General features: G+C 66.3%; 16 protein-coding genes. 5 read left to right on the top strand and 11 right to left on the bottom strand.

All coding sequences use genetic code 11. The annotated features are described in order from the left end of the window. The first annotated feature begins 252 nt into the window (after positions 1-252). The 5 genes from KEG38_RS49155 to KEG38_RS49135 all read left to right on the top strand — a co-directional run bounded on the left by KEG38_RS49155 (position 253) and on the right by KEG38_RS49135 (position 6,331). The gene (locus KEG38_RS49155; RefSeq protein ID WP_272427904.1) at positions 253-1,470 is read left to right on the top strand and encodes an FAD-dependent monooxygenase; all 1,218 of its coding nucleotides are present in this window, start codon (positions 253-255) and stop codon (positions 1,468-1,470) included. 360 nt (positions 1,471-1,830) lie between these two features. After that, the gene (locus KEG38_RS49150; RefSeq protein ID WP_272427903.1) at positions 1,831-2,958 is read left to right on the top strand and encodes a type 2 periplasmic-binding domain-containing protein; all 1,128 of its coding nucleotides are present in this window, start codon (positions 1,831-1,833) and stop codon (positions 2,956-2,958) included. A 20-nt stretch (positions 2,959-2,978) separates the two neighbouring features. Next, entirely contained in the window at positions 2,979-3,740 is a 762-nt protein-coding gene (locus KEG38_RS49145; RefSeq protein WP_272427902.1) for an alpha/beta fold hydrolase, read from the top strand. A gap of 726 nt (positions 3,741-4,466) precedes the next feature. Continuing rightward, a complete protein-coding gene (locus KEG38_RS49140) occupies positions 4,467-4,967 on the top strand; it encodes a hypothetical protein (RefSeq protein WP_272427901.1) in 501 nt (166 codons plus the stop codon). A gap of 56 nt (positions 4,968-5,023) precedes the next feature. Beyond that, positions 5,024-6,331 carry a glycosyltransferase gene (locus tag KEG38_RS49135; protein ID WP_272427900.1) on the top strand — a complete coding sequence of 436 codons (1,308 nt, stop codon included), beginning with the start codon at positions 5,024-5,026 and terminating at the stop codon, positions 6,329-6,331. Positions 6,332-6,650: 319 nt separating this feature from the next. Here KEG38_RS49135 and KEG38_RS49130 read toward each other — a convergent pair whose 3' ends face one another. The 11 genes from KEG38_RS49130 to KEG38_RS49080 all read right to left on the bottom strand — a co-directional run bounded on the left by KEG38_RS49130 (position 6,651) and on the right by KEG38_RS49080 (position 22,307). Then, positions 6,651-7,232, bottom strand: a complete 582-nt coding sequence (locus KEG38_RS49130) for a hypothetical protein (RefSeq protein WP_272427899.1) — start codon at positions 7,230-7,232, stop codon at positions 6,651-6,653. Between the two features lie 20 nt (positions 7,233-7,252). Continuing rightward, on the bottom strand, positions 7,253-8,011 hold the full coding sequence (locus KEG38_RS49125; protein ID WP_272427898.1) for a class I SAM-dependent methyltransferase: 759 nt from the start codon (positions 8,009-8,011) through the stop codon (positions 7,253-7,255). Positions 8,012-8,024: 13 nt separating this feature from the next. Next, positions 8,025-8,633: a hypothetical protein gene (locus KEG38_RS49120; RefSeq protein ID WP_272427897.1), complete on the bottom strand. Its 609-nt coding sequence runs from the start codon at positions 8,631-8,633 to the stop codon at positions 8,025-8,027. Between the two features lie 603 nt (positions 8,634-9,236). Continuing rightward, complete coding sequence (locus KEG38_RS49115) at positions 9,237-10,415, bottom strand: lipid-transfer protein (protein ID WP_272427896.1); 1,179 nt, start codon at positions 10,413-10,415, stop codon at positions 9,237-9,239. 28 nt (positions 10,416-10,443) lie between these two features. Then, positions 10,444-13,479 carry a peroxisomal multifunctional enzyme type 2 gene (locus KEG38_RS49110; RefSeq protein ID WP_272427895.1) on the bottom strand — a complete coding sequence of 1,012 codons (3,036 nt, stop codon included), beginning with the start codon at positions 13,477-13,479 and terminating at the stop codon, positions 10,444-10,446. Between the two features lie 133 nt (positions 13,480-13,612). Beyond that, positions 13,613-14,026, bottom strand: a complete 414-nt coding sequence (locus KEG38_RS49105) for a DUF302 domain-containing protein (protein ID WP_272427894.1) — start codon at positions 14,024-14,026, stop codon at positions 13,613-13,615. Positions 14,027-14,105: 79 nt separating this feature from the next. Next, on the bottom strand, positions 14,106-14,798 hold the full coding sequence (locus KEG38_RS49100) for a hypothetical protein (protein ID WP_272427893.1): 693 nt from the start codon (positions 14,796-14,798) through the stop codon (positions 14,106-14,108). After that, positions 14,795-15,541, bottom strand: coding sequence for a DUF5995 family protein (locus KEG38_RS49095; protein WP_272427892.1), 747 nt, complete (start codon positions 15,539-15,541; stop codon positions 14,795-14,797). Before KEG38_RS49095 ends, KEG38_RS49100 begins: the two co-directional genes overlap by 4 nt. Before the next feature lie 34 nt (positions 15,542-15,575). Then, entirely contained in the window at positions 15,576-17,615 is a 2,040-nt protein-coding gene (locus tag KEG38_RS49090) for a potassium transporter Kup (RefSeq protein WP_272427891.1), read from the bottom strand. Between the two features lie 183 nt (positions 17,616-17,798). Next, on the bottom strand, positions 17,799-21,407 hold the full coding sequence (locus KEG38_RS49085; protein ID WP_272427890.1) for an ABC transporter permease/M1 family aminopeptidase: 3,609 nt from the start codon (positions 21,405-21,407) through the stop codon (positions 17,799-17,801). Positions 21,408-21,419: 12 nt separating this feature from the next. Next, the gene (locus tag KEG38_RS49080) at positions 21,420-22,307 is read right to left on the bottom strand and encodes an ABC transporter ATP-binding protein (protein WP_272427889.1); all 888 of its coding nucleotides are present in this window, start codon (positions 22,305-22,307) and stop codon (positions 21,420-21,422) included. Between the last annotated feature and the right edge of the window lie 60 nt (positions 22,308-22,367).

Genomic DNA, 22,367 nt, shown 5'->3' with positions numbered 1-22,367 from the left:
AGGGTCGTCGTTGGTCTTGACCTGGCCTGTTCGATGAACTGCGCGTTGCGCAGTTCATCGACCCCGGGTCCAGCGCTTGCGCTGGTCCGGGTCCAGGGGCGGATAGCCCCGGTGGGGCCTGGGGCAACGCCCCAGCTCAGCGCCTCCCAGATGAGACCAATGGGGCCCTCCAGCCGACCCCAATCCAGGCCGATTTCCGCCCCAACCCATGCTCTGCCGGCGGGCGCCGTCGATGGCTAGAGTCAAAACATCATGACGACTTCAGCAACCCATGGGCGCCGCGTTTTGATCGTTGGACTTGGCATTGCCGGCATCGCCACGGCCCTGCGGCTGCACCGCGCTGGCTGGGAGCCTGTGATCATCGAGCGTGCACCCGAGCGCCGCAAAGGCGGCTACTTCATTGGCCTCTTCGGCACGGGCCAGGCGTCCGCCAAGCGGCTCGGCGTGCTGGAGGCGATGGGCAACCGCAATCACCCGCAAAGCAAGACGTTCGAGGTCGACCGGGCCAATCGTCGTCGCAAGGGCATGGCCTTCGCCGACGTGCCCGGCGCGCCGCGCATGCTGCTGCGCGGCGATGTCGAGAATGCGCTCTTCGACGCGCTGCCGGAGCAGGCGGAGATCCGCTTCTCGACGGTCCCCACCAGGATCGAGCAGGGAGAGCGCGGCGCCGAGGTCACGATGACCCACACGAAGACCGGCGCGACGGTGACCGAGCGTTTCGACCTCGTGGTGGGCGCCGATGGAATGCGCTCGACCGTCCGGAAGCTCGTCTTCGGCCTGCACGAAGACTACCTCTACCCGCTGAACTACATGATCGGGGCAGCCATCCTCAGCAAACCCGTCCGCGGCTACAACCTGCATGATGGGCTGGTCCTGGCCGAGGCCGGGCGGTCGGCGTGGGTCTTCCCCTTCGCGGACCACAACCCCGGCGTGCTCTTCTCCTACCGCGTGGACGACGTCGATGCGCAGTTCCGAAGGCCCCCCATCGAGTCGCTGCGCAAGGCGTACGGACCGGAACCGGCAGGGCCCGTGCTGAGGCAGCTCCTCGACGATTTCGCGGCCGCAGACGAGTACCTGTTCGACTCGGTCAACCAGGTTCGCATGAATTGCTGGCACAAGGGGCGGGTCGTGCTGGTCGGCGATGCCGCGTGGTGCTTGACGCTGTATTCAGGAATGGGCGCTTCGACCGGCCTGGCCGGGAGTGAGCTCCTTGGCAACATGCTGGAGAAATACCCTGACGACGTGGGACGCGCGCTCGTCGCCTGGGAGGAGAAGCTGCGCCCGTTCATCACGGAGCTGCAGGCCGACGGGGTGAAAATGAGGGCGTTCTTCACCCCGTCCGGGGAAGCTCAGCGGATCCTGCGCTCCGCGTTCCTCCGCCTCGCCAGCTCGCCCGTCACGCGCCCGATCTTCGAAAGGTTGACCATCAAGGACAAGCTGAAGACGCGCGACATCGTCGTGCAGGCATGATGTGTGGTCCCGAAGGGTTCTGGTTTGTCTTGCAGATTGGGGCCGTGTCGTGAGATCCATACTTCCGTGGGCCTGGGTGATGGCGGGAGCTTCTGGTCAACGAGCCACGTTCGCGCCGCGGGGGGGCGAGCCGTAGCGCCGATCCGCAGCGCAGTGGCCCTTATTCGAGACCGACGGAAACTGAGAGACGGGAGAGACGCCATGCCATCAACCATCATCCGTTGCACTGCCCTGACAGCCGCCTTCGTGCTCCTTCTCGGATGTGCGCCCACGGTTCCCCCCGCTCCCGACGCCCCGGCGGCGACCCCAGCCGCGTCAACGAATGCGAAGGCAGACTGTGCCCCTGCTCCTCGACGTACGTTGACCGTCGCCCTCTACCCCTTCCTGCCTGATTACCAGAGCCTCTTTTACGATATCGAACACAGCTTCGAGCGCGACCACCCCGACGTCGACCTGCAGATCATCGACCTTTCTGCCAATTACTACAACGAGGACGAGCCCCAGGCGATCACGAATACCAACGCACAAGTCTACGAGCTCGACGGCGTCTTCTTGGCGGACTTCATAGACCAGAAGCGGATCCAGGCGCTCCCAAAGGAATTGGTGCCCCCCGCGAACACCATGGTTCAGGTGGCGGAGGACTCCGCGAAAGTCAAGAATGAGTGGTGGGGCTTGCCCCATTGGGCCTGCACGAACTACATCTTCTATCGATCGGGTGACCCGCTCGGAAGCGCAGGCACGCTAAAAGATGTCGAGTCGCTGATAGGAGTCAAGCATTCGCCGGATCAAGGACTCCTGGTCGACGCGAAGGGCAAGTCGACCCTGGGAGAACTGTACCTCGATGCCACGCTCGATGAGCTCGGGGACCTGTCCGCTGCAGAACCGTATCTGCTTGACACAAACCTTCTCGGCGGCGCGACCGCAAATCTTCAGAGAGCCATAACTCTCTGCGACACAGGCATGTGCCGCGATTCCGATTATCACGAGGCAACCAGCTTTTACGCGCGACAATTCGCGAGAAAGCGTGGTCGAGCACTCGTGGGATACTCCGAGCGTCTGTACTACATCGCGTTGGAGCAACACGAATCCTGTCGAAAAGGTGAATGTCTCGACCTCGAGGACATCGAGATGAAGCCGCTTCCGCTTTCCGACAAGGGTTCGCATCCCTTTGCGTGGGTAGACATGCTGACCATCTCGACGACCTGCGACGAGAAGTGCTTGCCCGATGCCACCGCGTTCATCGCTCATGTCACGAGCTCCGCGGAAGTCAAACGCTCGCTCTTGCCGGCTCGCTACGGAGCGCCCCCGCGGTATCTGCTCCCTGCCCGAACCGATCTGTATACGGACAAGGATGTTCTTGTCGCGGCGCCGCTCTACAGCAAGCTACGGCCCGCACTTTCAGGCGCCATTCCCGTGCGAGGACGGAAGCTCAATGCACGCCTGCGCGCCATCGGAAAGAAACTCGACAAGGAAATCCTCAAGCCGTGAAGTCACGGAGCTCTGTCCCGGTGCCCTCGGATCTCGTCTACTTCACCGAGCGCGGATCAGGACCGCCCCTCCTGCTCATACATGGGTTGATGATCACGGGGGAGATGTTCGAGCCGGTCATCGAACATCTCGCAGCCCGGCATCGCGTGATCGTTCCAGACCTGCGCGGCCACGGGCGGAGCCGGGGACTTGCGCCGCCGTATACGACGGCACAGCTTGCATCTGACCTGTCGCGCCTGCTCGACCATCTGGGCATCGACTCTACCGCGGTGCTCGGCTATTCGCAGGGCGGTGCAATTGCGCAACAACTGGTCCTCGACCACCCCCGTCGATGCGACCACCTCGTGCTCGCATGCACCTACGCCTTCAACATGGCGACATTGCGCGAGAGGATCGAAGGCCACATCGTGCCGTTTCTCATCCACGCCCTTGGCATGAGGCGGTTTGCGAAGCTCGTCCTCGCACAAGGATTGAAGCAGCTTGCCAAGGAGCGTGCCGACTGGGTTATCGACCTCATCGCGAACCAGGACGACAAGATGATGGTGTCCGCGTGGAGGGAGGCGATGGCGTTCGACAGCAGGCGCCGTCTGGCCCAGATCCGATGTCCGACGCTCGTCATCGCCGCCTCGAACGATGACGCGGTCCCGATCCACCACGCGAAGATGCTCCACGACGGAATCCCCGGGTCTCGGCTCGTCATGATCGATGGCGCTGGCCACGCGCTCATCTGGACGCATCCCGACGAGCTTGTGCGGGTGACGGGCGAATTCCTCGGGGGCTGATTTCATGAATGGAATGAGGTACTCGCCGGAGAATGACGGTTCCTGAAAGGGCAAAGGCCGCCGCGCCGGGGCGCTGCCCCGGGCCCCGCGGGGGCTGTTCGCCCCTCGACCCGAACCAGGGCAAGCCCTGGACCTTTTGGGGAAGAACTGCGCGATGCGCAGTTCTTCCCACAGGCCGCAGGCAAGACCAGGAAGGTGCGTTCCACGCTGGCGACGGGCACGTTGCCAGTTGAATCGTCAACGCCGCGGTTTTGGTGGGCAGGGTCGTCGTTGGTCTTTGAACCTCCTGCCGGAGGTCGAGTGACCTCCGATCGGAGGTCGAGTGACCTCCGATCGGAGGCCCTCCATCTCCGCCAGGCGATCGTCCACCTCACCCCGGAAATCGCCCACGTCCGCCCCGACGTCACCCACCTCCGCCCGTGGGTGCGAAAACCTCCGGCAGGAGCTAGCCCCTCTCCGCCGGGAGGTGGCCCCTCTCCACCAGGACGTCGTTCCTCATCTGGGAGGACCTCACCCGCTTCCGGCAGGACGCCGCCCACCTCCAGCAGGAGTTCATGGATGCCCGGAAGGACGTCCCCCGCCTCCGCCAGGAGATCGCCAACCTTCGCCAGGAGGGTCACGGCTCACTCGCCCGTCCCACTTCTCCTTATTTTGTTGCCACGACACGCACGTTCACATACGGTGCAAACACACCGCATCCGACGGGGACACACCCCAGGAGGAATCGTGGCACACGTTCCCATCGCACCGTTCACCGGCAAGCTTCTCATCGATGCCAACGCCGCCAAGGAGATCATCTTCGACCTGGCGCCGGGGGCCGGGCGTATGCTCAAGCGCGCGCAGGAGGGGCTCGAAGACGTCCTCCTCGAGGTGCCCAGCGCCCTCACAAAATACGCCGCGACGCTCGGCGTCTCGCTCGACTTGATCGGGCGCATCGCGACCTCCACCGCGAACGTCAAGCTGCTCAATGAGCTGCTCGGCGACGCCCGCAAGCTGGTCGAGGTCCTCGAAGAGAGCATCGCCTACCACGAGGATCAGCGCGAAGCCGAGTTCTCCCAGCTCGCCGAGACCGTCAAGCGCACCGTGGCCCGCAAGGACCCCTCGGTCGAAGCGGCATTCGAAAAACTCCTCAAATACGTCGCGCAAGTCGGCGTCAAGGCCGCCGCGACGCGCCGCAAGAACGAGGCGGCCGCCGCCGCCAAGACCCCGGCCGCAGACGGCACCTGAAGCTGTCTCCAGCACGTCCGCGTCGCGTCTGCTATCGTCGGCCGCGTCGGGACCCCGTGCGCACCTTCCTCCTCATCGCCCCCTACTTCGCGCCCCAGGCCGCCGTCGGCGCATACCGCTGGGTCAAGCTCGCGCGTCACCTCGTCCCGCGAGGCTTCCGCCCCGCCGTCCTCTGCGCGACCTTCCCCGAGGACGCCCGCGATCCAGAGCTCGTCCGCGCCCTGCCGCCCGAGGTCGTGACCCACGACGCCTACGTCGACCGCCGCATCCTCGCCGCGCGCGACGGCCTCACCGCCCTCGAAAAACGTCTCCGCGGCCCCAAGCCGGCCCCGCGTGGCCCCGCACGCCCCATCGAGGGCCTGAACCCCTTCCGCGACCTCGGCGACCGCTGCTTGCTCCACGGCCCGCACGCCGCCCACGAAGCCGTCGAGCTCGCCCGCCGCGAGGACGCGCGCGCCGTGGTCGTGAGCGCGGGTCCCTTCTCCTGCCTGCCCGTGGGCGTACACGTGGCCCGCAGCCTCGGCCTGCCGCTCGTCCTGGATTTCCGCGACCCCTGGGGCCTGCACGAGTCCGGGGCCGCGCCGCCACGCGACGCCGCCGAGCGGGCCCGCCATCACGTCGTCGCCGCCCTCGAACAACGCATCCTCGCGCGCGCCGACCACGTCGTCCTGAACACGCGCCGCGCCCTCGCCGCATACCAGGAGCGCTACCCGTTCCTCGCCGGCAAATCGTCCTTCGTCCGCAACCATTTCGACGCGTCCCTCTACGACCCCGCCCCCGCGTCGCCCGAGCCGCCCGCGCGATTCACGATCCTGCACACCGGCACCTTGCGCGCCGAGACACGCGTCGACGACATCGGCCGGGCGTTGCGCCTCCTCATCGACCGAGAAAACCTCACCCCCGCGGACCTCGTGCTCCGGCAGATCGGTCGCGCAACAGAATACGAGCGCGCCGAGGTCGAACGGCTGGGGCTCTCGGGTTTCGTCGAGTTCGCGCCGACGATCCCGCAACGCGCCCTGCTCGGCGAGCTGCGCCGCGCCCACGTGCTGCTTTCGATGGTGGATCCGCGCGTGGTCCTGCGGATCGCGGCGAAGACGTACGATTACATCGCCTCGGGGATGCCAATCGTCTCGATCACGGAAAACGTCGAGGTCGACGAATTGCTCGCGCACCGTTCGGACAACCGGCGCATCCGGCCCGGGGACGTCGATGCACTCGTGGCGGCCCTCTCAGCGCATTACGAGCAATTCCGAAGGGCGCGCGCGCTGCCCACCCCCGTCCCGGCGCCAGCCGAGTTTTCCTCGGAGACGGCCGCAGATCGGTTTGCAGCAGTGCTCGACGGCCTCGTGTCCGGTAGGCGCTGAGCTGGGGCGTTGCCCCAGGCCCCACCAGGGGCTATCCGCCCCTGGACCCGGACCAGCGCAAGCGCTGGACCCGGGGTCGATGAACTGCGCGATGCGCAGTTCATCGAACAGGCCGCAGTCAAGACCAGCGAAGGCCCTGCCAGGCAAAGCGGCGGCGCTGCCATTTCGACTGGCAACGCTGTACCTGGTCTTGCCACCGGCTCGTGGAAGAACTGCGCATCGCGCAGTTCTTCCAACCCGAGTCCAGGGCTTGCCCTGGTTCGGGTCGAGGGGCGAATAGCCCCCGCGGGGTCCGGGGCAGAGCCCCGGCGCAACGGCCTCAGAACTGCCCGCCGAGCCGGAGGCCGCCGCCTCCGAGATGGGCTTGCTCTCCGACGAACGCGGACACTGTGCCATAGAGGCTCACGAACACCGGGCCGATGTTGAAATCGATGCCGGCGGAGGCGAAGAAGCCGAGATCGGGTTGGTAGGAAGTGGAAGCGGTGTGGGCGCGCGGGGCGTGGACGAGCGGCATGATGCCGCCGCGTATCCAGGGATCGGCCTCGGTGCCCTGGGCTGCGTGGAGTTCCGCGTAGCTGCGGAGCCCCACCGAGTAGAAGTTGCAAGGGCTCTCCCCCAGCCACGGATCAGCGCAATGATATCCTTGGGAGACCTTGAGTGGGAGCTGCAAGGCTCCGCCGAGCCGGAGGTGCGGGGTCAGCGCGTACGAGACCTCGGGGCCGTGCACGAACATGACGCCAGGAGCGTTGAGGGCGAGCGCACCCTCTATGAAATGGTTCGTTCTCCAGCGGGGAAAGGGCTTCTTTGCCGGGGCGTGCGGAGGCGGAGGCTCGGCGGCCGACGCTGCCGCGGCGATCGAGCCGGGAGCGAGGCATGAAACAAGGGCGAGGAGGTGTCGCATGCGTGCCTTCATCGAAGGGATCAGCGCTTGCGCGCTTCGGCCAAAAGCGTCAGCCCGCTGTCTGGCCGCCGCGCGTGATCCTCGGCGAAATCCGAGATGAACTTGCCCACCGTCCCCAGCGCCGCGTACCCGATTCCGTGCAGCGGCATCAGGAACGGCGGCAGATCGTCGAGCTTCCACGACAGCCGCGCCAGCGCGAGCGTGATGGGCGTCGTGAGGATGTAATGGTATCGCTCGAGCACGAGCCCGGCTCGTTCGAGTTTTTCCTGCAGGTGCTCCATGGTGTAAAAATTGTTTACCGCGTACCTCCGGCGATGCGCCTCGCGCTCCGCGTCCGTGACCTCGGGGTTCGACAGGCTGTCGGCCGAGAGAAACAGCTTTCCGCCGGGCCGGAGCACGCGGCTCACGTGCTCGAGCACGCGGTCCTCGTTTCGGAAATGCTCGATGACGCAGAACGAGATCACCTTGTCGAACGAGGCGCGCTCGAAGCCGAGCTCCTCGGCGTCCATGTAATGATAGTCCGTCCGCTCGCTCTGGTGCTTGCGTTGCGCCTTGGCGAGACGTTTTTCATGGATGTCCACGCCGACCACGTGCGCGCCTCGCGCCGCGATACGCGCGTCGTAATACCCGTCGCCGCAACCGATGTCGAGGACCCGCTCCCCGGGCTGCGGATTCAGCCATTGCAGCAGCGTCGAGCACTCCTCGATGCGGCGGAAATGCCAGTGGGCGAGCGTCTCCATCATCGATACCATGGGTTTCGTCGTTCCGTTCGGATTCATTGGGAAGCCCCTTTCAAAATTGACCGCCGATACGCACGCCTGGGCCGAACACCGGCGAATGATCCCCGGTGAACAGGTTCGCCGTCCCGTACACGCCGGCGACGAACGGCCCTACGTGGATGTCGAATCCCAGCGATGCAATGAACATGCCCTCGACGCGCAATCGCAGGTCGGGCCTCAGTGGGTCATGGTGCGAATAGATGAAGGGGACGCCGATACCCGCGCGGGCCCACGGATCGAAGACGGCCTTCGGGCGGGCGTGCGCCTCCACGAAGCCGATGGGGGCGACGTAGTTGAAGGTGCAATCGAACCCCCGTTCCCAGCAATATTCGGCCGACCCCACCCCGATCGGGAGGCTCAGCGCCGCGCCGAGCCTGACGTGTGGATGGGCCAGGTACGAGAACTCGAGCCCCGCGACGCCGCTCTCCGCGCCGCCGATGCTGTAGCGCATCTCGAAGAACCCATTGACCTGGTAGGGCCGCGGAGGCGGCTCCTCCACCTTGGGTTCGTACCGCTCGTACGGATTCGTCAAATCCTTCGCCGCCGCCGCATTCGTCACGGTCCCGAGCGCGAGGAGGATGGCAAGGATGCCGCTTTGTTTTCTCCAGTCGAACGAAATCATCGCGAAGCTCCTCTCGTCCTTAGAATCGCCCGCCGAGACGCACGCCCGGTCCGAACACCGGGACATGGGTCCCCAGTGAACCCATACGCCGTCCCGTAGGCGCCCACGACGACCGGTCCCGCGTGGATGTCGAAGCCCAGGGAGCCGGAGAGCAGGCCTTCGATCTGGAGCCCCGAACCTCGGTGAATCCATTGATTTGATGGGGCCGCGGCCGCGGCGCTTCCGTCCGGGACTCGGCATTCGAAGACACGTCGACCTTGGGCTCTTCTGCCGCCGCAGCATTCGTCGTCATCGAGAGCGCGAGGACGACGGCGGCGAAACGCTTCGTGGGCATGTGCGCCTCCGCCGCGATGACCGAGCAAGACAGATGCCGAGCGAGAAAAGCCGCACGAACCCCCCGAGGCGTGTCTCCCCTCCTCCAAGCACGCGGGTGGAGCCTTACTTGGGTGTCGTGGTCACGCCACGGCGCGTCTGTCGTGGTGTCGCCGTTTCTCTACAGGGGCGCTCGTGTCCGGGTGTCGTCGCCGCGCCACAACCGCTTTCGAAACGACGAAGGCCGCGCCCTTTCGAGCGCGGCCTCCGTTCGTCCGGCGCGTGTTCGCGTCAGTCCTTGCGGTACATCGTCACGACGCAGGCCCCGCCGAGGCCGAGGTTGTGCTGGAGGGCGACCTTCGCCCCCTCGACCTGGCGCGCCTCGGCCGTGCCGCGGAGCTGCCAGACGAGCTCGGTGCATTGCGCGAGGCCGGTCGCCCCGAGCGGATGGCCCTTCGAGAGCAGGCCGCCCGAGGGGTTCGTCACGTACTTGCCGCCGTACGTGTTGTTCCCTTCCTCGATGAACTTCTCGGCCTCGCCCTCCTTGCACAGGCCGAGCCCCTCGTACGTCACGACCTCGTTCGCCGTGAAGCAGTCGTGGAGCTCCACCACCTGCACGTCCTCGGGCCCGATCCCCGATTTCGCGTAAACCTGATCGGCGGCCGTTTTCGTCATGTCATAGCCGATCATCTTGATCATGCTGTCGCCGAAGCTCGACGCATAATCCGTGGTCAGCGACTGCGCCGCGATGTAGACCGCGTTCGAGATCCCCTTCTTGCGGGCGAAATCGTCCGAGCAGAGGATCGCCGCCGCCGCGCCGCACGTGGGCGGGCAGCACTGGAAGCGCGTCAGCGGATCGAAGACCTCGGGCGAGGCCATGATCTGCTCGAGCGAGAGGACCTCGTTGAAGAGCGCGTAGGGGTTCTTGCTCGCGTGCTTGCGCGCCTTCTCCGCGACCTTGCCGAACGTCTCGCGCTTCGCGCCGTACTTCCAGCGGTACTCGCGCCCCGCGCCGCCGAACATCTGCGCCGTCGGCGGCGCCTGGTTGAAGCCCTGCACGCGGTTCATCACGTCCAGGTGCTTGTCCATCGGGTTCGTTCGATCGGCCCACTTCGCGTTCAGCGCGCCCTTCTCCATCTGCTCGAAGCCGACCACGATCACGCACTCGGCGAGGCCGCCTTCGATGGCCTGCCGGCCGAGGTAGAGCGCCGTCGAGCCGGTCGAACAGTTGTTGTTCACGTTGATGACGGGAATGCCCGTCAGGCCGACCTCGTAGACCGCCCGCTGCCCACACGTGCTGTCGCCGAAGACGTACCCGGCGTACGCCTGCTCGACCTCGTTGTAATCGACGCCCGCGTCCGCGAGGGCCGTGCGCGCCGCCTTCGCGGCCATCACGTTGTACTCTTCGCTGGCGCCTGGCTTCTGGAACTTCACCATTCCGACGCCGATGACGTTGACTCGCCTGCCCATTTGAGCCTCCTTCTGCGAACGTGCGCGATTAACCCAAAAGCCCCTTCAAGAAGTGCAGGCGGTTCGAGGCGATACGTACGTCGCCGTCGACCCGCAGGCGGCCCGTCTGGAACAGCCGCGCCTCCTGCTCCTTCCCCGACACGAGCGCGACGAAATCCTCCGTCGAGAGCGTGAGCACCGCCGACGGGTTCGTCGCCCGGCCCGTCGCCACCGTGGTTTTGCCACCGGTGAGGTCGACGTGCCAGTCGCCCTCCGTCAGCCGGAACTCGATGATCGCGTCGACTTCCTTTGCAAGCCCGGACGATTTCCCGAGCCGCTCCTTCAGCGCATCGAACACCGCCGCCGCACCCGGCCCCTTCGGCGCCGCCGCCGCTTGCGGAGCCGTCTCGGCCTTCACCTCGCCGCTCGCGGCCTTCGCCTTGTGCGCCGCGATGGCGGCCTTGGCCTGCTCGGGATCGATCTTCTTCATGAACCCGAGCTTCTGCGAGGCCATCACATTGCCCGAGATCTTGAGCTTGCCCTCGAAGTAGAGCTTCTGCGGATCGGCCTGGCCCGTGGCCATCGCGAGCCAATCCGACGACGCGATCTCGAGCACCGTATCGGCCTTGTCCGCGCCCGCGCCCGGGAAGACCGCGCCCTTGCCGTTCTTCAGATCGATCGTCCAGGTCGCGTCCGGGCCCTTGAGCTCGAACTGGAAGATGGTCTTCACCTTCTCGACGACCGCCGGGTTTTTCTCGACGTAGTCGCGAATCCCGATGAACACGTCGCCGGCCGGATCCTCGGCCGTCTTCGCGGGCGCCGCCGCAGCCGGAGCCGCCGCGCCGCCGGCCTTGGCCTTGTGCGCCGCGATGGCGGCCTTGGCCTGCTCGGGATCGATTTTCTTCATGAACCCGAGCTTCTGCGAGGCCATGACGTTGCCCGAGATCTTGAGCTTGCCCTCGAAGTAGAGCTTCTGCGGGTCGGCCTGGCCCGTGGCCATCGCGAGCCAATCCGACGACGCGATCTCGAGCACCGTGTCCGCCTTGTCCGCGCCCTTGCCCTCGAAGACCGCGCCCTTGCCGTTCTTCAGATCGATCGTCCAGGTCGCGTCCGGGCCCTTGAGGTCGAACTGGAAGATGGTCTTCACCTTCTCGACGACCGCTGGGTTTTTCTCGACGAAATCGCGGATCCCGATGAACACGTCGCCGGCCGGATCGTCGGCCGCCTTCGCGGGCGCCGCCGCAGAAGCAGCCGCCGCGGGCTTCGCCTTCGGCTGCGGGATCTCCTTCCAGAGCTCGATCGCCGCGTTCGAGATGACGACCTTGTCGCGCTCCTTGACCTTGCAGCGGAACACGATGCGCTCGTCGTTCTCCTTCCACATCTCGGTCACCACGGTCTCGCCCGGGAACACGCTGTCCGCGAAGCGCACCTTGATGCTCTTGAACTTGCGCGCGTCCCCGCCCGCGAACGTGTGGATCACGTGCCGCGCGGCGTAACCGAACGTGCAGAGCCCGTGCAGGATCGGCTTCGTGAAGCCGAACGCGCTCGCGAAGCTCGGGTCGGCGTGGAGCGGGTTCCAGTCGCCGGAGAGGCGATAAAGAAGCGCCTGGTTGTCGGGGATCTTCTGTTCGATCGTGGCGTCAGCTGCGCGCTCCGGCGGCACGTTGATGTCCGACGACGGCCCGCGATCGCCGCCCCAGCCGCCCGCGCCGCGGATGACGGCCGTGCTCTCGTTGCGCAGGAGCACCTCGCCCGACTCGTCCGTCGTCCGGATCTCCGTGACGACCAGCGCGTTCTTGCCCTTGTCCCAGATCTCCTTGACCTTGGCCTTGTGCGTCAGCTTCGCCTTCGGCGGCAGCGGGCGCGTGAGCTCGAGGTACTGCTCGCCGTGCAGGAGCCGATCGAGCCCGTAGTTCATGCCCGGCGCGGTCTTGCCCTGCTTGGCGAGATCCATGAGCGCCGAGAGCGCCGCCACCACGCCGTACGTGGGCAGCGGGACGAAGCCCTGCCCGTGCAGCTCGTAGACGTAGCGCAGCTCCTTCTCGTCGAGCGGGTTCTCCGCCGCGCCGACGCCGAGCGCGTAGATCGAAAGATCACGCTCGTCGTAGCTCGAATGAACCGGCGGATACTCGTACCCGAGCGCCTGATCGACGTCGATGAGGTCGTTGCCGCCCTTGGTGGGGCCGGCCTGCACGTTCGCCATGACCGGGCCCATCGACTGATTGATCTCGGCCGGATGCGTGGTCTTGTCGAAGCCCGCGATCGCGCCCCAGCTCTTCTGGACGTCCTCGATCTTGATGTCGCGCCCGAGCCGCACCGTCTTGCCCTCGGCGCGTTCCCAGCGGAGCTTCGCGAAGAAGCCGCCGCCCACCTCGAAAAGCCCGCCGGTCTCGGTCGAGCTCTCGTGACACAGGTAGGCGACGAGCGGGCTCACGTACTCGGGCCGGAGCGCGTCGATGAGCTCCTTCGGCAGCACCGTCTCCGTCAGGCGCGAGCCCGCGAGCGGCGCGATGGTGTTCACGAGAACGTTCTTCTTCTTGCCCTCGAGCGAGAGCGTGCTCGAGAGGCCGACGAGGCCGAGCTTGGCCATCGAGTAGTTCGCCTGCCCGAAGTTGCCGTAAATGCCGGCCGCAGACGACGTGAAGATGATGCGGCCGTAGCCCTGATCGCGCATGTGCGGCCACGCCGCGTGCGTGACGCGGAAGCTGCCGAGCACGTGCACCCGGTAGATGAGCTCCCAGTCTTCCTCGGTCATCTTGTGGAACGTGACGTCCCGCAGGATGCCGGCGTTGTTGACCACGATGTCGATGCGGCCGAACGCGTCGAGCGCGCTCTGCACGATCTTGCCCCCCTGCTCGACCGAATCGTAGTTCGCGACGGCCTCGCCGCCGGCCGCCTTGATCTCGGCGACGACCTTGTCCGCCGCCTCGGAGCTCGTGCCCCCGCCATGCCGGCCGCCGCCGAGATCGTTGACCACGACCTTGGCCCCGCGGCTCGCGAGCAGGAGCGCGTGTGCACGCCCGAGTCCGTTGCCCGCACCGGTAACGATCGCCACTCTTCCATCGAAACGAAGCTCGTTCGCCATGAGCTGGATCCCTCGCGCGAGAAAGTTTCGCGTACGAAGTATCCGACTCCGCGTGCGGCGTCAATGGTTTCGTGTGGACGAGAACGTGCGGAGGCCTTTTGCCAGGGCAACACACGTGCGTCCCGTCCGGGCATCAAGCGGCGCGGCGGGTCACCGTCGAGAGGCAATAAAGCAAGTGGTTGAGCCTCGTCCGGGCCTCGGCCGCGACCTCGCGCAGCGCCGCTTCCTCGTCGTTGGCGAGCGATTCGAGCAGGTCGATGATGACCACGATCGTCCGGTCGTCGTCGTCCTCGTACACGGCGAGGTTGCAAGGCACGAGGATGCCGACCTCCGGATCGGCCGACAGCGCCCGGTGCGCGAGCACGGGGTTACATGCTCCGAAGATCGTATACCGCCGGAAAGGCACGCCGAGTCGGGCGCGCAGCGTCTCGTCGATGTCGATCCGCGTGAGGACGCCGAATCCGACGTCCTTCAGGAGCTGGGGGATCTTCGCCAGCGCCTCGTCGTACGGGAGGTCGAGTGAAGCGCGGAGATTCGTTCGGGCCATGGTCCCCTCTCCGCGGAACGTGGCGCACCGCGCTGGCGATCGAAAGGGACGGAGGGCCGATTCGAGGATCGGCCGCCCGTCAGGCCGCCCGCGCGCGCTTGATCGTTTGTCGCGCCGCCTCGAGGAAGCGCGGCGGGAACGTGGCCGCGTCGAGGAAAAAGGCTTCGATGCTCGGCACCGCGTTCGGCATGCCCGCCCGCTCGTCGGCCACCGCGGCGACGAAGAGGTGCCCCGTCCCCCGCGCGAGCCACGTGTTCGGTAGCCCCGCCGCCGCGGGAAACGCCTCGCCGATGGGCCTGCCCGCGCTCTCCGGCATGTGCTTCGTCCGGCGCGAGCGGAGCCCGTCGGATGCCACGAAGAGCGCCCGATAAAAATCGCGCTTCTCCGGCACGGCCCGCGTGAGCTCGCGCGCGAGCACGCGCAGGTGTTGTTCGAGCAGGAGGCTCGGCATCCCGCGGTTCGAGAGCACGCCGGCGAGCCACTCGACCTGGCGCTTGATCGTGGCCTCGTTGTGCTCGGGCAAGGTCGCGAGGAACGCGCTGTCGCTCTGCGTGAACCGGACGCCCCGCTCGCCGTACCGGAACCCGTAATAGGGCGTGAGCCGCAGGGAAATCTTCCCTGCCCGGAGCGCCGCCTCGACCTCGCGTGGATCACTCGGCATGGGCGTCATGCCGGCCTCGGGGTTCAACGGATGCGACCAGGTGGTCTCGGCCGCCTCCCGCCTGCCCCCTCGAACCCTGCCCCCGCGTGTCCCCATGCCTTCCGTGTTCACGTCTCTGGTTCTCCCCCGAAACCCCTCGGAAGCAAGAGCCCTCGACCGGCAAACCCGGCCATGCGGTCGATGGTCTTGAGGAAGGTCTCGTAGAGCAGATCGTTGTCGCGGATGGCCCAGAGCACCTCGGCGTTGGCCCAGGCGGCGTCACGCGCGCGCCGGACGCTCCACATGGCCATCACGTTGTCCACCCGGCCGAGCGCCTCCTCGACGTCGCGAAAAACCCCCGTCGCGAGTTTTTTCGTCGCGACCTTCTCCGCCTCCTCCAGGATGTCGTTGATGAGGAGGTAATCGTCGAAAAACCCCGTCCCCCGCCGCGGCTCGATGCCTTTGCGACCGCACGTCTCGACCACGGCGATCGCGAGGTCGTGGTTGATGTGGGCGTTCATGCCGCAGAGGGCGTGCTGGAGCCGCGAGATCGAGCGCTCGCTGCGGGATTCGAAGAGCGGCTGCCAGGCGCGCGGCGACGATCCGGGGGCGCGGAGCTCGGCGAGGAAGGCGTCGAAGTAGAGGGTCGCGAAGACCACGTCGAGCTCCTCGAGCAGCACGGGCGTGGTGAACCGCCCTCGATCGAGCTCGGCGCGGATTCGGTCCGTCACGAGGAAGTAGAGCTCGTTGAAGGCGTGCACGCCGTCGGCGCTCGGCAGGGCGCCGTCGATGATCTCCATCACGGCGAGGACGTCGTGGATGGAGCGCTGGGGCCGCGCCTTTATCCGATCGGCGAGGGACTCGCGACTGCTCATGCGCCGCGAGGTTACCCCAGGGGACGTGCGGGCATCAAAGATCGAGCTGCATGCCGAGCTCGACGACGCGCTCCGGCGGCAGGTTGAAGAAGTTGGTCGCCCCGGTCGCGTTGCGCGACAGGAAACCGAAGATCGTCTCGGATACCTTGTCCATCTTTCCCTTGCCCGTGGCGAGCAGGGTCTCCCGGCCGAGGTAGTACGTCGTCTCGTCCGGCCCGATCCGGAGGCCGAGCTTGGCCTTCGCGACCGCGAGCAGCACCGGCACGTTCGTGTCTTCCATGAAACCGGAGCGGAAGATGATCCGGTAGAAATCGTCGGCGATGAGCGAGGCCTCGACCCGTTTCTCGGGCGGCACGCGCGGGATCCGCTCGGGAATCACGGTCACGAGCAGCACCACCTTCTGCAGGGCCTTGCTGCGGCTGACGTGGTGGAGCAGGACGGGCGGCGCCTCTTCGGCGCTCGACGTGAGGAAGACCGCGGCGCCGTCCACGCGGGCGGCCGTCTTTTCGGAGCGCAGCTCTTCCAGCACCTCGGAGAGCGGACGCGTGCGCTTCTTGAACTCCTGCCCGAGCAGCGCGCGGCCCTTCCGCCAGATCGCCATGCACACGAAGATCAACGAGGCGATGAGGAACGGCACGTAACCGCCATCGAAGAACTTGAGCAGGTTCGCGCCGAGGAACGCGAGATCGAACGTGAGGAAGAGCAGGAGGAGCGGCAGCGCCTTCGCGAGCGGCCAGTGCCAGCGCTCGCGCACGACGACGAAAAAGACGATCGACGTGATGGTCATGGAGCCGGTCACGGCGAGGCCGTACGCCGAGGCGAGCTTCGACGACTCCCGGAAGGAGAGCACGAGCACCATGCACGCGGCGAACAGGGCCCAGTTCACCTCGGGGATGTAGATCTGCCCCTCGGTCTCCGAGGAGGTGTGCTTGACCTGGACGCGCGGCAAGAAGCCGAGCTGCACGCCCTGCCGCGTGAGGGAGTAGGCGCCGGAGATCATGGCCTGTGAGGCGATGACGGCGGCCGCCGTGGCGAGCGCGACGAGCGCGTACGTGGCCGGGCCCTTGGGAACGAGGGAGAAGAAGGGGTTTGCCGCCGCCTCGGGGTGCTGGAGGAGGAGCGCGCCCTGGCCGAAGTAGTTGAGGACGAGCGACGGCATGACCATGCCGTACCAGGCATAGGTGATCGGCTTGCGGCCGAAATGACCCATGTCCGCGTAGAGCGCCTCGCCGCCGGTCACGCAGAGGACGACGGAGCCGAGGATGACGAACGCATGCCACTTGTTGGCGAGGAAAAACGTGACGGCGTACGCGGGATTGATCGCCGCGAGGACGGCGGGGTTCTTGGCGACGTAATAAGCGCCGAGGCCGGCGAGCGTGAGGAACCACAGGATCATGATCGGCCCGAAGACCTTGCCGATCCCGGCGGTGCCCCGCTTCTGGACCCAGAAGAGCCCGAGCAAGATGAGGACGGTGATCGGCAGGACCGCGGGCTTGAGCGAGCTCGCGCCGACCGCGAGGCCCTCGACGGCGCTGAGGACGCTGATGGCCGGGGTGATGACGCCGTCGCCGTACAGGAGCGACGCGCCGAAGAGGACGAGGGCGGCGATCCAGCCGATGTGCATCTTGTTCTTCGGCCGGAGGTTCTCGGGCACGAGCGCAAGCAGCGCCATGGTGCCGCCTTCGCCTTCGTTGTCCGCTCGGAGAACGAAGGTGAGGTATTTCACGGCGACGACCATGCTGAGCGACCAGAACATCAGGGACAGGAGGCCGAGGACGTTCTCGGGGCTGGCCCCGACGCCGTGGGGCGGGGTGACGCACTCCTTGACGGCGTAGAGCGGGCTCGTGCCGATGTCGCCGAAGACGACGCCGAGGGCGGCGAGGACGAGGCCCGGGAGCGCGCCGGGGGCGTGGCCGTGGCCGTGACCGCCATGGGCGTGGCCGTCGGCATGACCGGCGCTCGCGGCTGTGCCGTGGGCGGCCGCAGCGGCGTCGGCGGCGGCGTCGGCGGCAGCCGCCGCGGCGGCGGCCTCGTGGACTTGGAAGGCGCCCACGATGCTGGGTTCGTCGGCCATGGCAGGGGGCGGCTCGGAAGCGGCCTTCGGGGCCGCTTTCGGGGCCGGGGTCGGGTCGTCGTTCATCGCGGGGGCGACGCTACACCCAAGCGAGCGGGGGCGGAAGCGGGAGCGGGGGCGGAAGCGGGAGCGGGGGCGGAAGCGGGGGCGGAGGCGGGGCTCCCGCGCGGGGACGGCGGTGGCCTAGAGATCCACGCGCTTGCGGTTGTCCGATGACACGCGGTCGATCAGCTTGTTGTTTGGATCAAAGCCGGCTTCATAGGGCTCCGCGTCGACCACGACGGTCACCTCCTTTTGCTGCGTGGTCACGTGGTGGCGCTCCAGGTACAGCACCCCTTCGTCCGCCTCCTTGCCTGACTCGCCGCGCGCGAAGACGCCGACCTCGATCCAGTCGTCGAGCTCGCCCGCCGTCTCCTTGCCCTTGCCGTCGGCGTAGCGCTTGTCCGCGTAGAGCTCGAGGGTCACCTCGTACTTGCCATCGCTGCGCTTGCGTGCGGTCGCCGCCTGCACCCGGTTGTCGTAGAAGCAGATCTTCTCGAACAGGTCGGTGATCAGCGCCTCGTGCGCCGGACCGGCCTCGGCGCGGATGTACGCCAGAAGCTCGGCCGACGTCGTGAACGGCGGGTTCTGGTACCCTTTGTCCTGCAAGAACTTCTTCAGCGCGCGATTGAGCGTGGCCTCGCCGATCTCCTCGCGCAGGCGGTAGAACACCAGCGATCCTTTCTGGTAGTGGATGTACTGCTGGTTCTCCACCCGGTACAGCGGTAGCTCCTCGACCCGCTCGCCGCCGCGGCCGGCGAGGTACTTGTCGAGCTCCTCCTTGAGGAAGCGTCGCATCTTGGCGCGGCCGTATTCCTGCTCCATCACCATCAACGCCGAGTACTGCGAGAGCGACTCCGACAGCACGGTCGCCCCCTGCACGTTGGCGCCGATCACCTGGTGCGCCCACCACTGGTGCGCGATCTCGTGCGCGGTCACGTAAAACACGTAATCGACGGCGCTCTCGTCGCGCAGGTCGGCGATGAAGCCGATCGACTCCGAATAAGGAATGGTGTTGGCGAAGCTCTGGGCGAAGCTCGCGTACCCCGGAAACTCGATGATCCGCACCTGGCGGTGCTGGTACGGTGTGAAGTTGGCTTCGTAATACGAGAGCGACTTGCGCACCGCTTCGATCATGCGATCGACGTTGTACGGATGCTTGGGGTCGTAATAGATCTCGATCGGGATCTGCTCGGGCGTGCCTTCCTTGTAGAACCCCTTCTTCACCTTCCAGCGCGCCGACAGGAAGGCATAGAAGTTCAGCATCGGTCGGTCCATGGCGTAGCTGAAGCAGCGACGGCCGTCGCGCTCGAACTCCTCCTTCAGGTAGCCCGGCGCGAGCGCGATCTGATCCGGCGCGGTGCAGATGGTGGTATGGAAGAGGATCCAATCGGCATCGTCGCCGATATAGGTGTTCGCGCGCGCCGCCTGGTCTTCCAGCTTGGGCATGCGGGTGGGCTCACCCAGCCCGCGCTTGCGGCGGTCGTTCCGATCGTCGAGCTGCGCGCCCTCGTCGTAGCCGAACTGCGGGAACATGCGATTGTTGAAGAAGCTCCCGTTCTCGACGATCTGCGTCTGCTGTACCTCGTTGGTGATGCCGTTCGCGTGAGAGTCGAGGCGGAAGCGCACCTCGCGCTCCCCGCCCGGCTGTATCGGGTGCTTGAGACGATAGATGCGGTAGCCCAGGGGGGCATCGTGTTTCACGAGTTCGGCGTCGCCGAGGTCGATTGCGACGAGCGCCTTGTCGTCGGCGAGGCTGACGTGCACCTCTTGGATCGGCGAGGCGTGTGGGTTCTCCACGCGGTAGACCCCATCGACGCGCAGAACCTGCGTCTCGGGACGCAGATCGACCTGGATGGACGCGGCCTTGATCTTCGGCTGCGGCAGATTCTTGTAGGCGCCGTATTCTTTTTCGTAGCGCGCCGAAAGGTCGAGCTTCTGCTCCGGCGAGCGGTAGTCGTTGCGGATGTTCGTGTTCCAGAACAGGAAGCCGCCCACGGCCGCGAACGAAAGCAGGCTCAACCCGAACGCCGCACCCAGCCGGCCGCGCAGCCGCTCCCGCGCCACCACGAAGCGCTCGCGCCGGCTGCCGACGCTGCCGCGCACCCAGAACGCCACCGACAAGAGCAAGAGCGCAAGCAAGAGCAGGCCCCAGTACCCCTGGAACCAAAGCTGCGGCGACAAGAAGTGGCCATACCCGTTCATGTCCGAATACGGCGCGATCGGCCAGCTACCGAAGTTGTAGAGATGATGGGTGAAGTCGATCAGGCCGAGCGCAGTCTGCAGGATGAGCAAGAGGATCAGCAGCGCATACCCGACGAACTTGTTGTTGCTGAACACCTGCAGGGCCAACGCCATGCCGCCCATCAGCACATACACGCTGGAGTCGAGCGTCAGCGTCTTCAGGTACAAGAGCGGCTCGAGCTCGGTATACCCCTTCGCAAGCTGGATGAGCATCGCGGTGACCGCGCCGATGACCTGGAATGCGGCGATCACCGAGAGCAGGGCCCCGAACTTGGCGAGGAGTGGCACCCAGCTCGGCACGGGCATCGCGTCGGTGACCTCGTGGATCTTCGCGCCGCGCTCCTTCCACACGAGCTCGCCCGCGTAGAACAGCACGATGATCACCAGCAGGAAGCTGTAACTGCCCTGCAGCGCAGACAGCATCTGCGAGGTCACCGGGTAAATCGGTGTGGCATACATGGTGCGGCGCAGCAGCGCGGTCGGGATGAAGTTGGCCATGCCGAACGCGAGCATCACGAGGAACGGCACGCTGCGGAGGACGCCGGTGGTGTCGAAGCGGAGCTTTTGCAGGAGCTGCCGCCACACCGTGCGGGTCGTGAACACGGGCTCGGGCCTTTGCACTGCCGCCACGGCGACGGGCCGGGCCGCGAGATCCGCCGCGGCGAGCGGCTCGACCTTCGCATTCCGGCCCCAGCGCCGGCGACCGGTGCCGCTGCGCTCGGTCTTGAACAGCGCAAACGTCGCCGCAAACAGCGCCGCGGCAATGGTGGTCCATAACGCGCGGTTGGCGGCGAGGTAGCCCCCCATCGCCGGCAGGCCGGTATTGCGCTCCTCCGCCGACCAGTAGCGGATGGTGCGCTCGAGGGCGCGCGTGCCGAGCGGATCCATCAACGTCGCTGCCCAGACGTTGTCGAGGTTGCGCAGCAGCGCGGAGCTCACGCCGTACAGCACGAAGAACGCAATCACGCCGATGTAGACCCACAGGATGCTGCGTGTCACCACCGCCATCAGCGAAAGGAGCCCGCCGGTGAAGAGCAGGTTCGGGATCACGAACACCACGAACGCCCACAGGTAGGGCCTGAGCGATACCGGCCCGAGGCGCGCAGGATCGATCCACGGCATGAATTGCGCAATGAACATGCCCAGGCCGACCACGAGGTACACGATCAGGCTCGCCGTGAGCGCCGCGCCGAGCCGGCCCAGCAAGTAATCGCGTTTGCGGATCGGGCTCGAGAAAAATAGCTCCGCGGTGCCCTGGTCGAAGTCGCGCAAGAGAGCGCTGTTGATGAAGATCGTGATGACCAGCATCCCGAGCAAGGTGAACATCGCAAGCCAGGTGGCGAGCACCGTCGGCGCATTGCGGAAGACGTTGCCGATGCTCCCGCCCATCTGGACGGCCTCGCTGCCGGCCGCCCCAAAGGCCAGCAATCCAAACAAGCCGGCAATGAGCCAGAGCAGCGGAGAACGGAGCTGCTCGCGCAGCTCGAAGCGAAAGAGTTCACGGATCATGGCGGCCCTACGTCAGGTGGCCTGCACGCGCAGGAGCTGGAAGTACACGTCCTCGAGGTTCGGCGCGACCTCTTCGAACCCGTCCCCCGGGTCCACGCTGCTGAACACATGGATCACCGGACGGCCGGCCACCAGCCGCGTCGAGAGCACGGTATGGCGCGCCTCGTATTCGGGCAACGCCGCCTTCGTGACCTGCTTGCGCCAGACCTGGTTTTCGAGCGCCGCAATCGCATCACTCGGCTTTCCCGTCAGCAGCACCCGGCCCTTGTTCAGGATGGCCATGGTCGGGCAAAGGTCGGTGACGTCCTCGACGATGTGCGTGGACAGAATGACCGCAACGTTCTCGCCGATCTCGGCAAGCAGGTTGAGGAAGCGGTTGCGCTCCTCGGGATCGAGGCCGGCCGTGGGCTCGTCGACGATGACGAGGCGCGGACTTCCCAGGAGCGCCTGCGCAACGCCGAAGCGCTGTCGCATGCCACCCGAGTACGTGCCGAGCTTGCGCTTACGCACGTCCCACAGGTTCACTTGCTGGAGCAGGCCATCCACGACCTCACGGCGCTGCTTGCGCTGGGTCAGCCCCTTGAGCACGGCGAAATGCTCCAGCATGTCCTCCGCGCTCACCTTGGGATAAACACCAAAATCCTGCGGCAGGTAGCCGAGCTGGCGTCGCACCGCGTCCTTGTCACGCAGCACATCGATGCTCTTGCCGTCGACACCCTCCAGGGTAGCCGTGCCGCTGTCGGCCTCCTGCAACGTCGCCAGCGTGCGCATCAGTGACGATTTGCCAGCACCATTCGGCCCGAGCAGGCCGAACATGCCGCGCGGGATGTCAAGGGTGACGTCATTCAGCGCATGGACGCCATTTGGGTAGGTCTTACCGAGGTTACGGATGGCGAGCACGGATCCCTCCACGAAAAACAGAATTTTCCGCGTTCGCGTACCACGCTCCTCGCACGGCAG

It is taken from the genome of Polyangium jinanense, assembly GCF_028435265.1.
Taxonomy (GTDB): Bacteria; Myxococcota_A; Polyangia; order Polyangiales; family Polyangiaceae; genus Polyangium; species Polyangium jinanense.
The sequence above is the reverse complement of the archived record's forward strand: the minus strand, read 5'-3'. Positions and strand labels throughout refer to the sequence as shown.

What these genes read in the sequence shown, in the direction of transcription:
- KEG38_RS49110 (WP_272427895.1), bottom strand. Translation starts at nt 13,479, where the DNA reads ATGGCGAACGAGCTTCGTTTCGATGGAAGAGTGGCGATCGTTACCGGT.
- KEG38_RS49090 (WP_272427891.1), bottom strand. Translation starts at nt 17,615, where the DNA reads ATGGCCGACGAACCCAGCATCGTGGGCGCCTTCCAAGTCCACGAGGCC.
- KEG38_RS49095 (WP_272427892.1), bottom strand. Translation starts at nt 15,541, where the DNA reads ATGAGCAGTCGCGAGTCCCTCGCCGATCGGATAAAGGCGCGGCCCCAG.
- KEG38_RS49115 (WP_272427896.1), bottom strand. Translation starts at nt 10,415, where the DNA reads ATGGGCAGGCGAGTCAACGTCATCGGCGTCGGAATGGTGAAGTTCCAG.
- KEG38_RS49155 (WP_272427904.1), top strand. Translation starts at nt 253, where the DNA reads ATGACGACTTCAGCAACCCATGGGCGCCGCGTTTTGATCGTTGGACTT.
- KEG38_RS49125 (WP_272427898.1), bottom strand. Translation starts at nt 8,011, where the DNA reads ATGAATCCGAACGGAACGACGAAACCCATGGTATCGATGATGGAGACG.
- KEG38_RS49120 (WP_272427897.1), bottom strand. Translation starts at nt 8,633, where the DNA reads ATGATTTCGTTCGACTGGAGAAAACAAAGCGGCATCCTTGCCATCCTC.
- KEG38_RS49085 (WP_272427890.1), bottom strand. Translation starts at nt 21,407, where the DNA reads ATGATCCGTGAACTCTTTCGCTTCGAGCTGCGCGAGCAGCTCCGTTCT.
- KEG38_RS49105 (WP_272427894.1), bottom strand. Translation starts at nt 14,026, where the DNA reads ATGGCCCGAACGAATCTCCGCGCTTCACTCGACCTCCCGTACGACGAG.
- KEG38_RS49130 (WP_272427899.1), bottom strand. Translation starts at nt 7,232, where the DNA reads ATGCGACACCTCCTCGCCCTTGTTTCATGCCTCGCTCCCGGCTCGATC.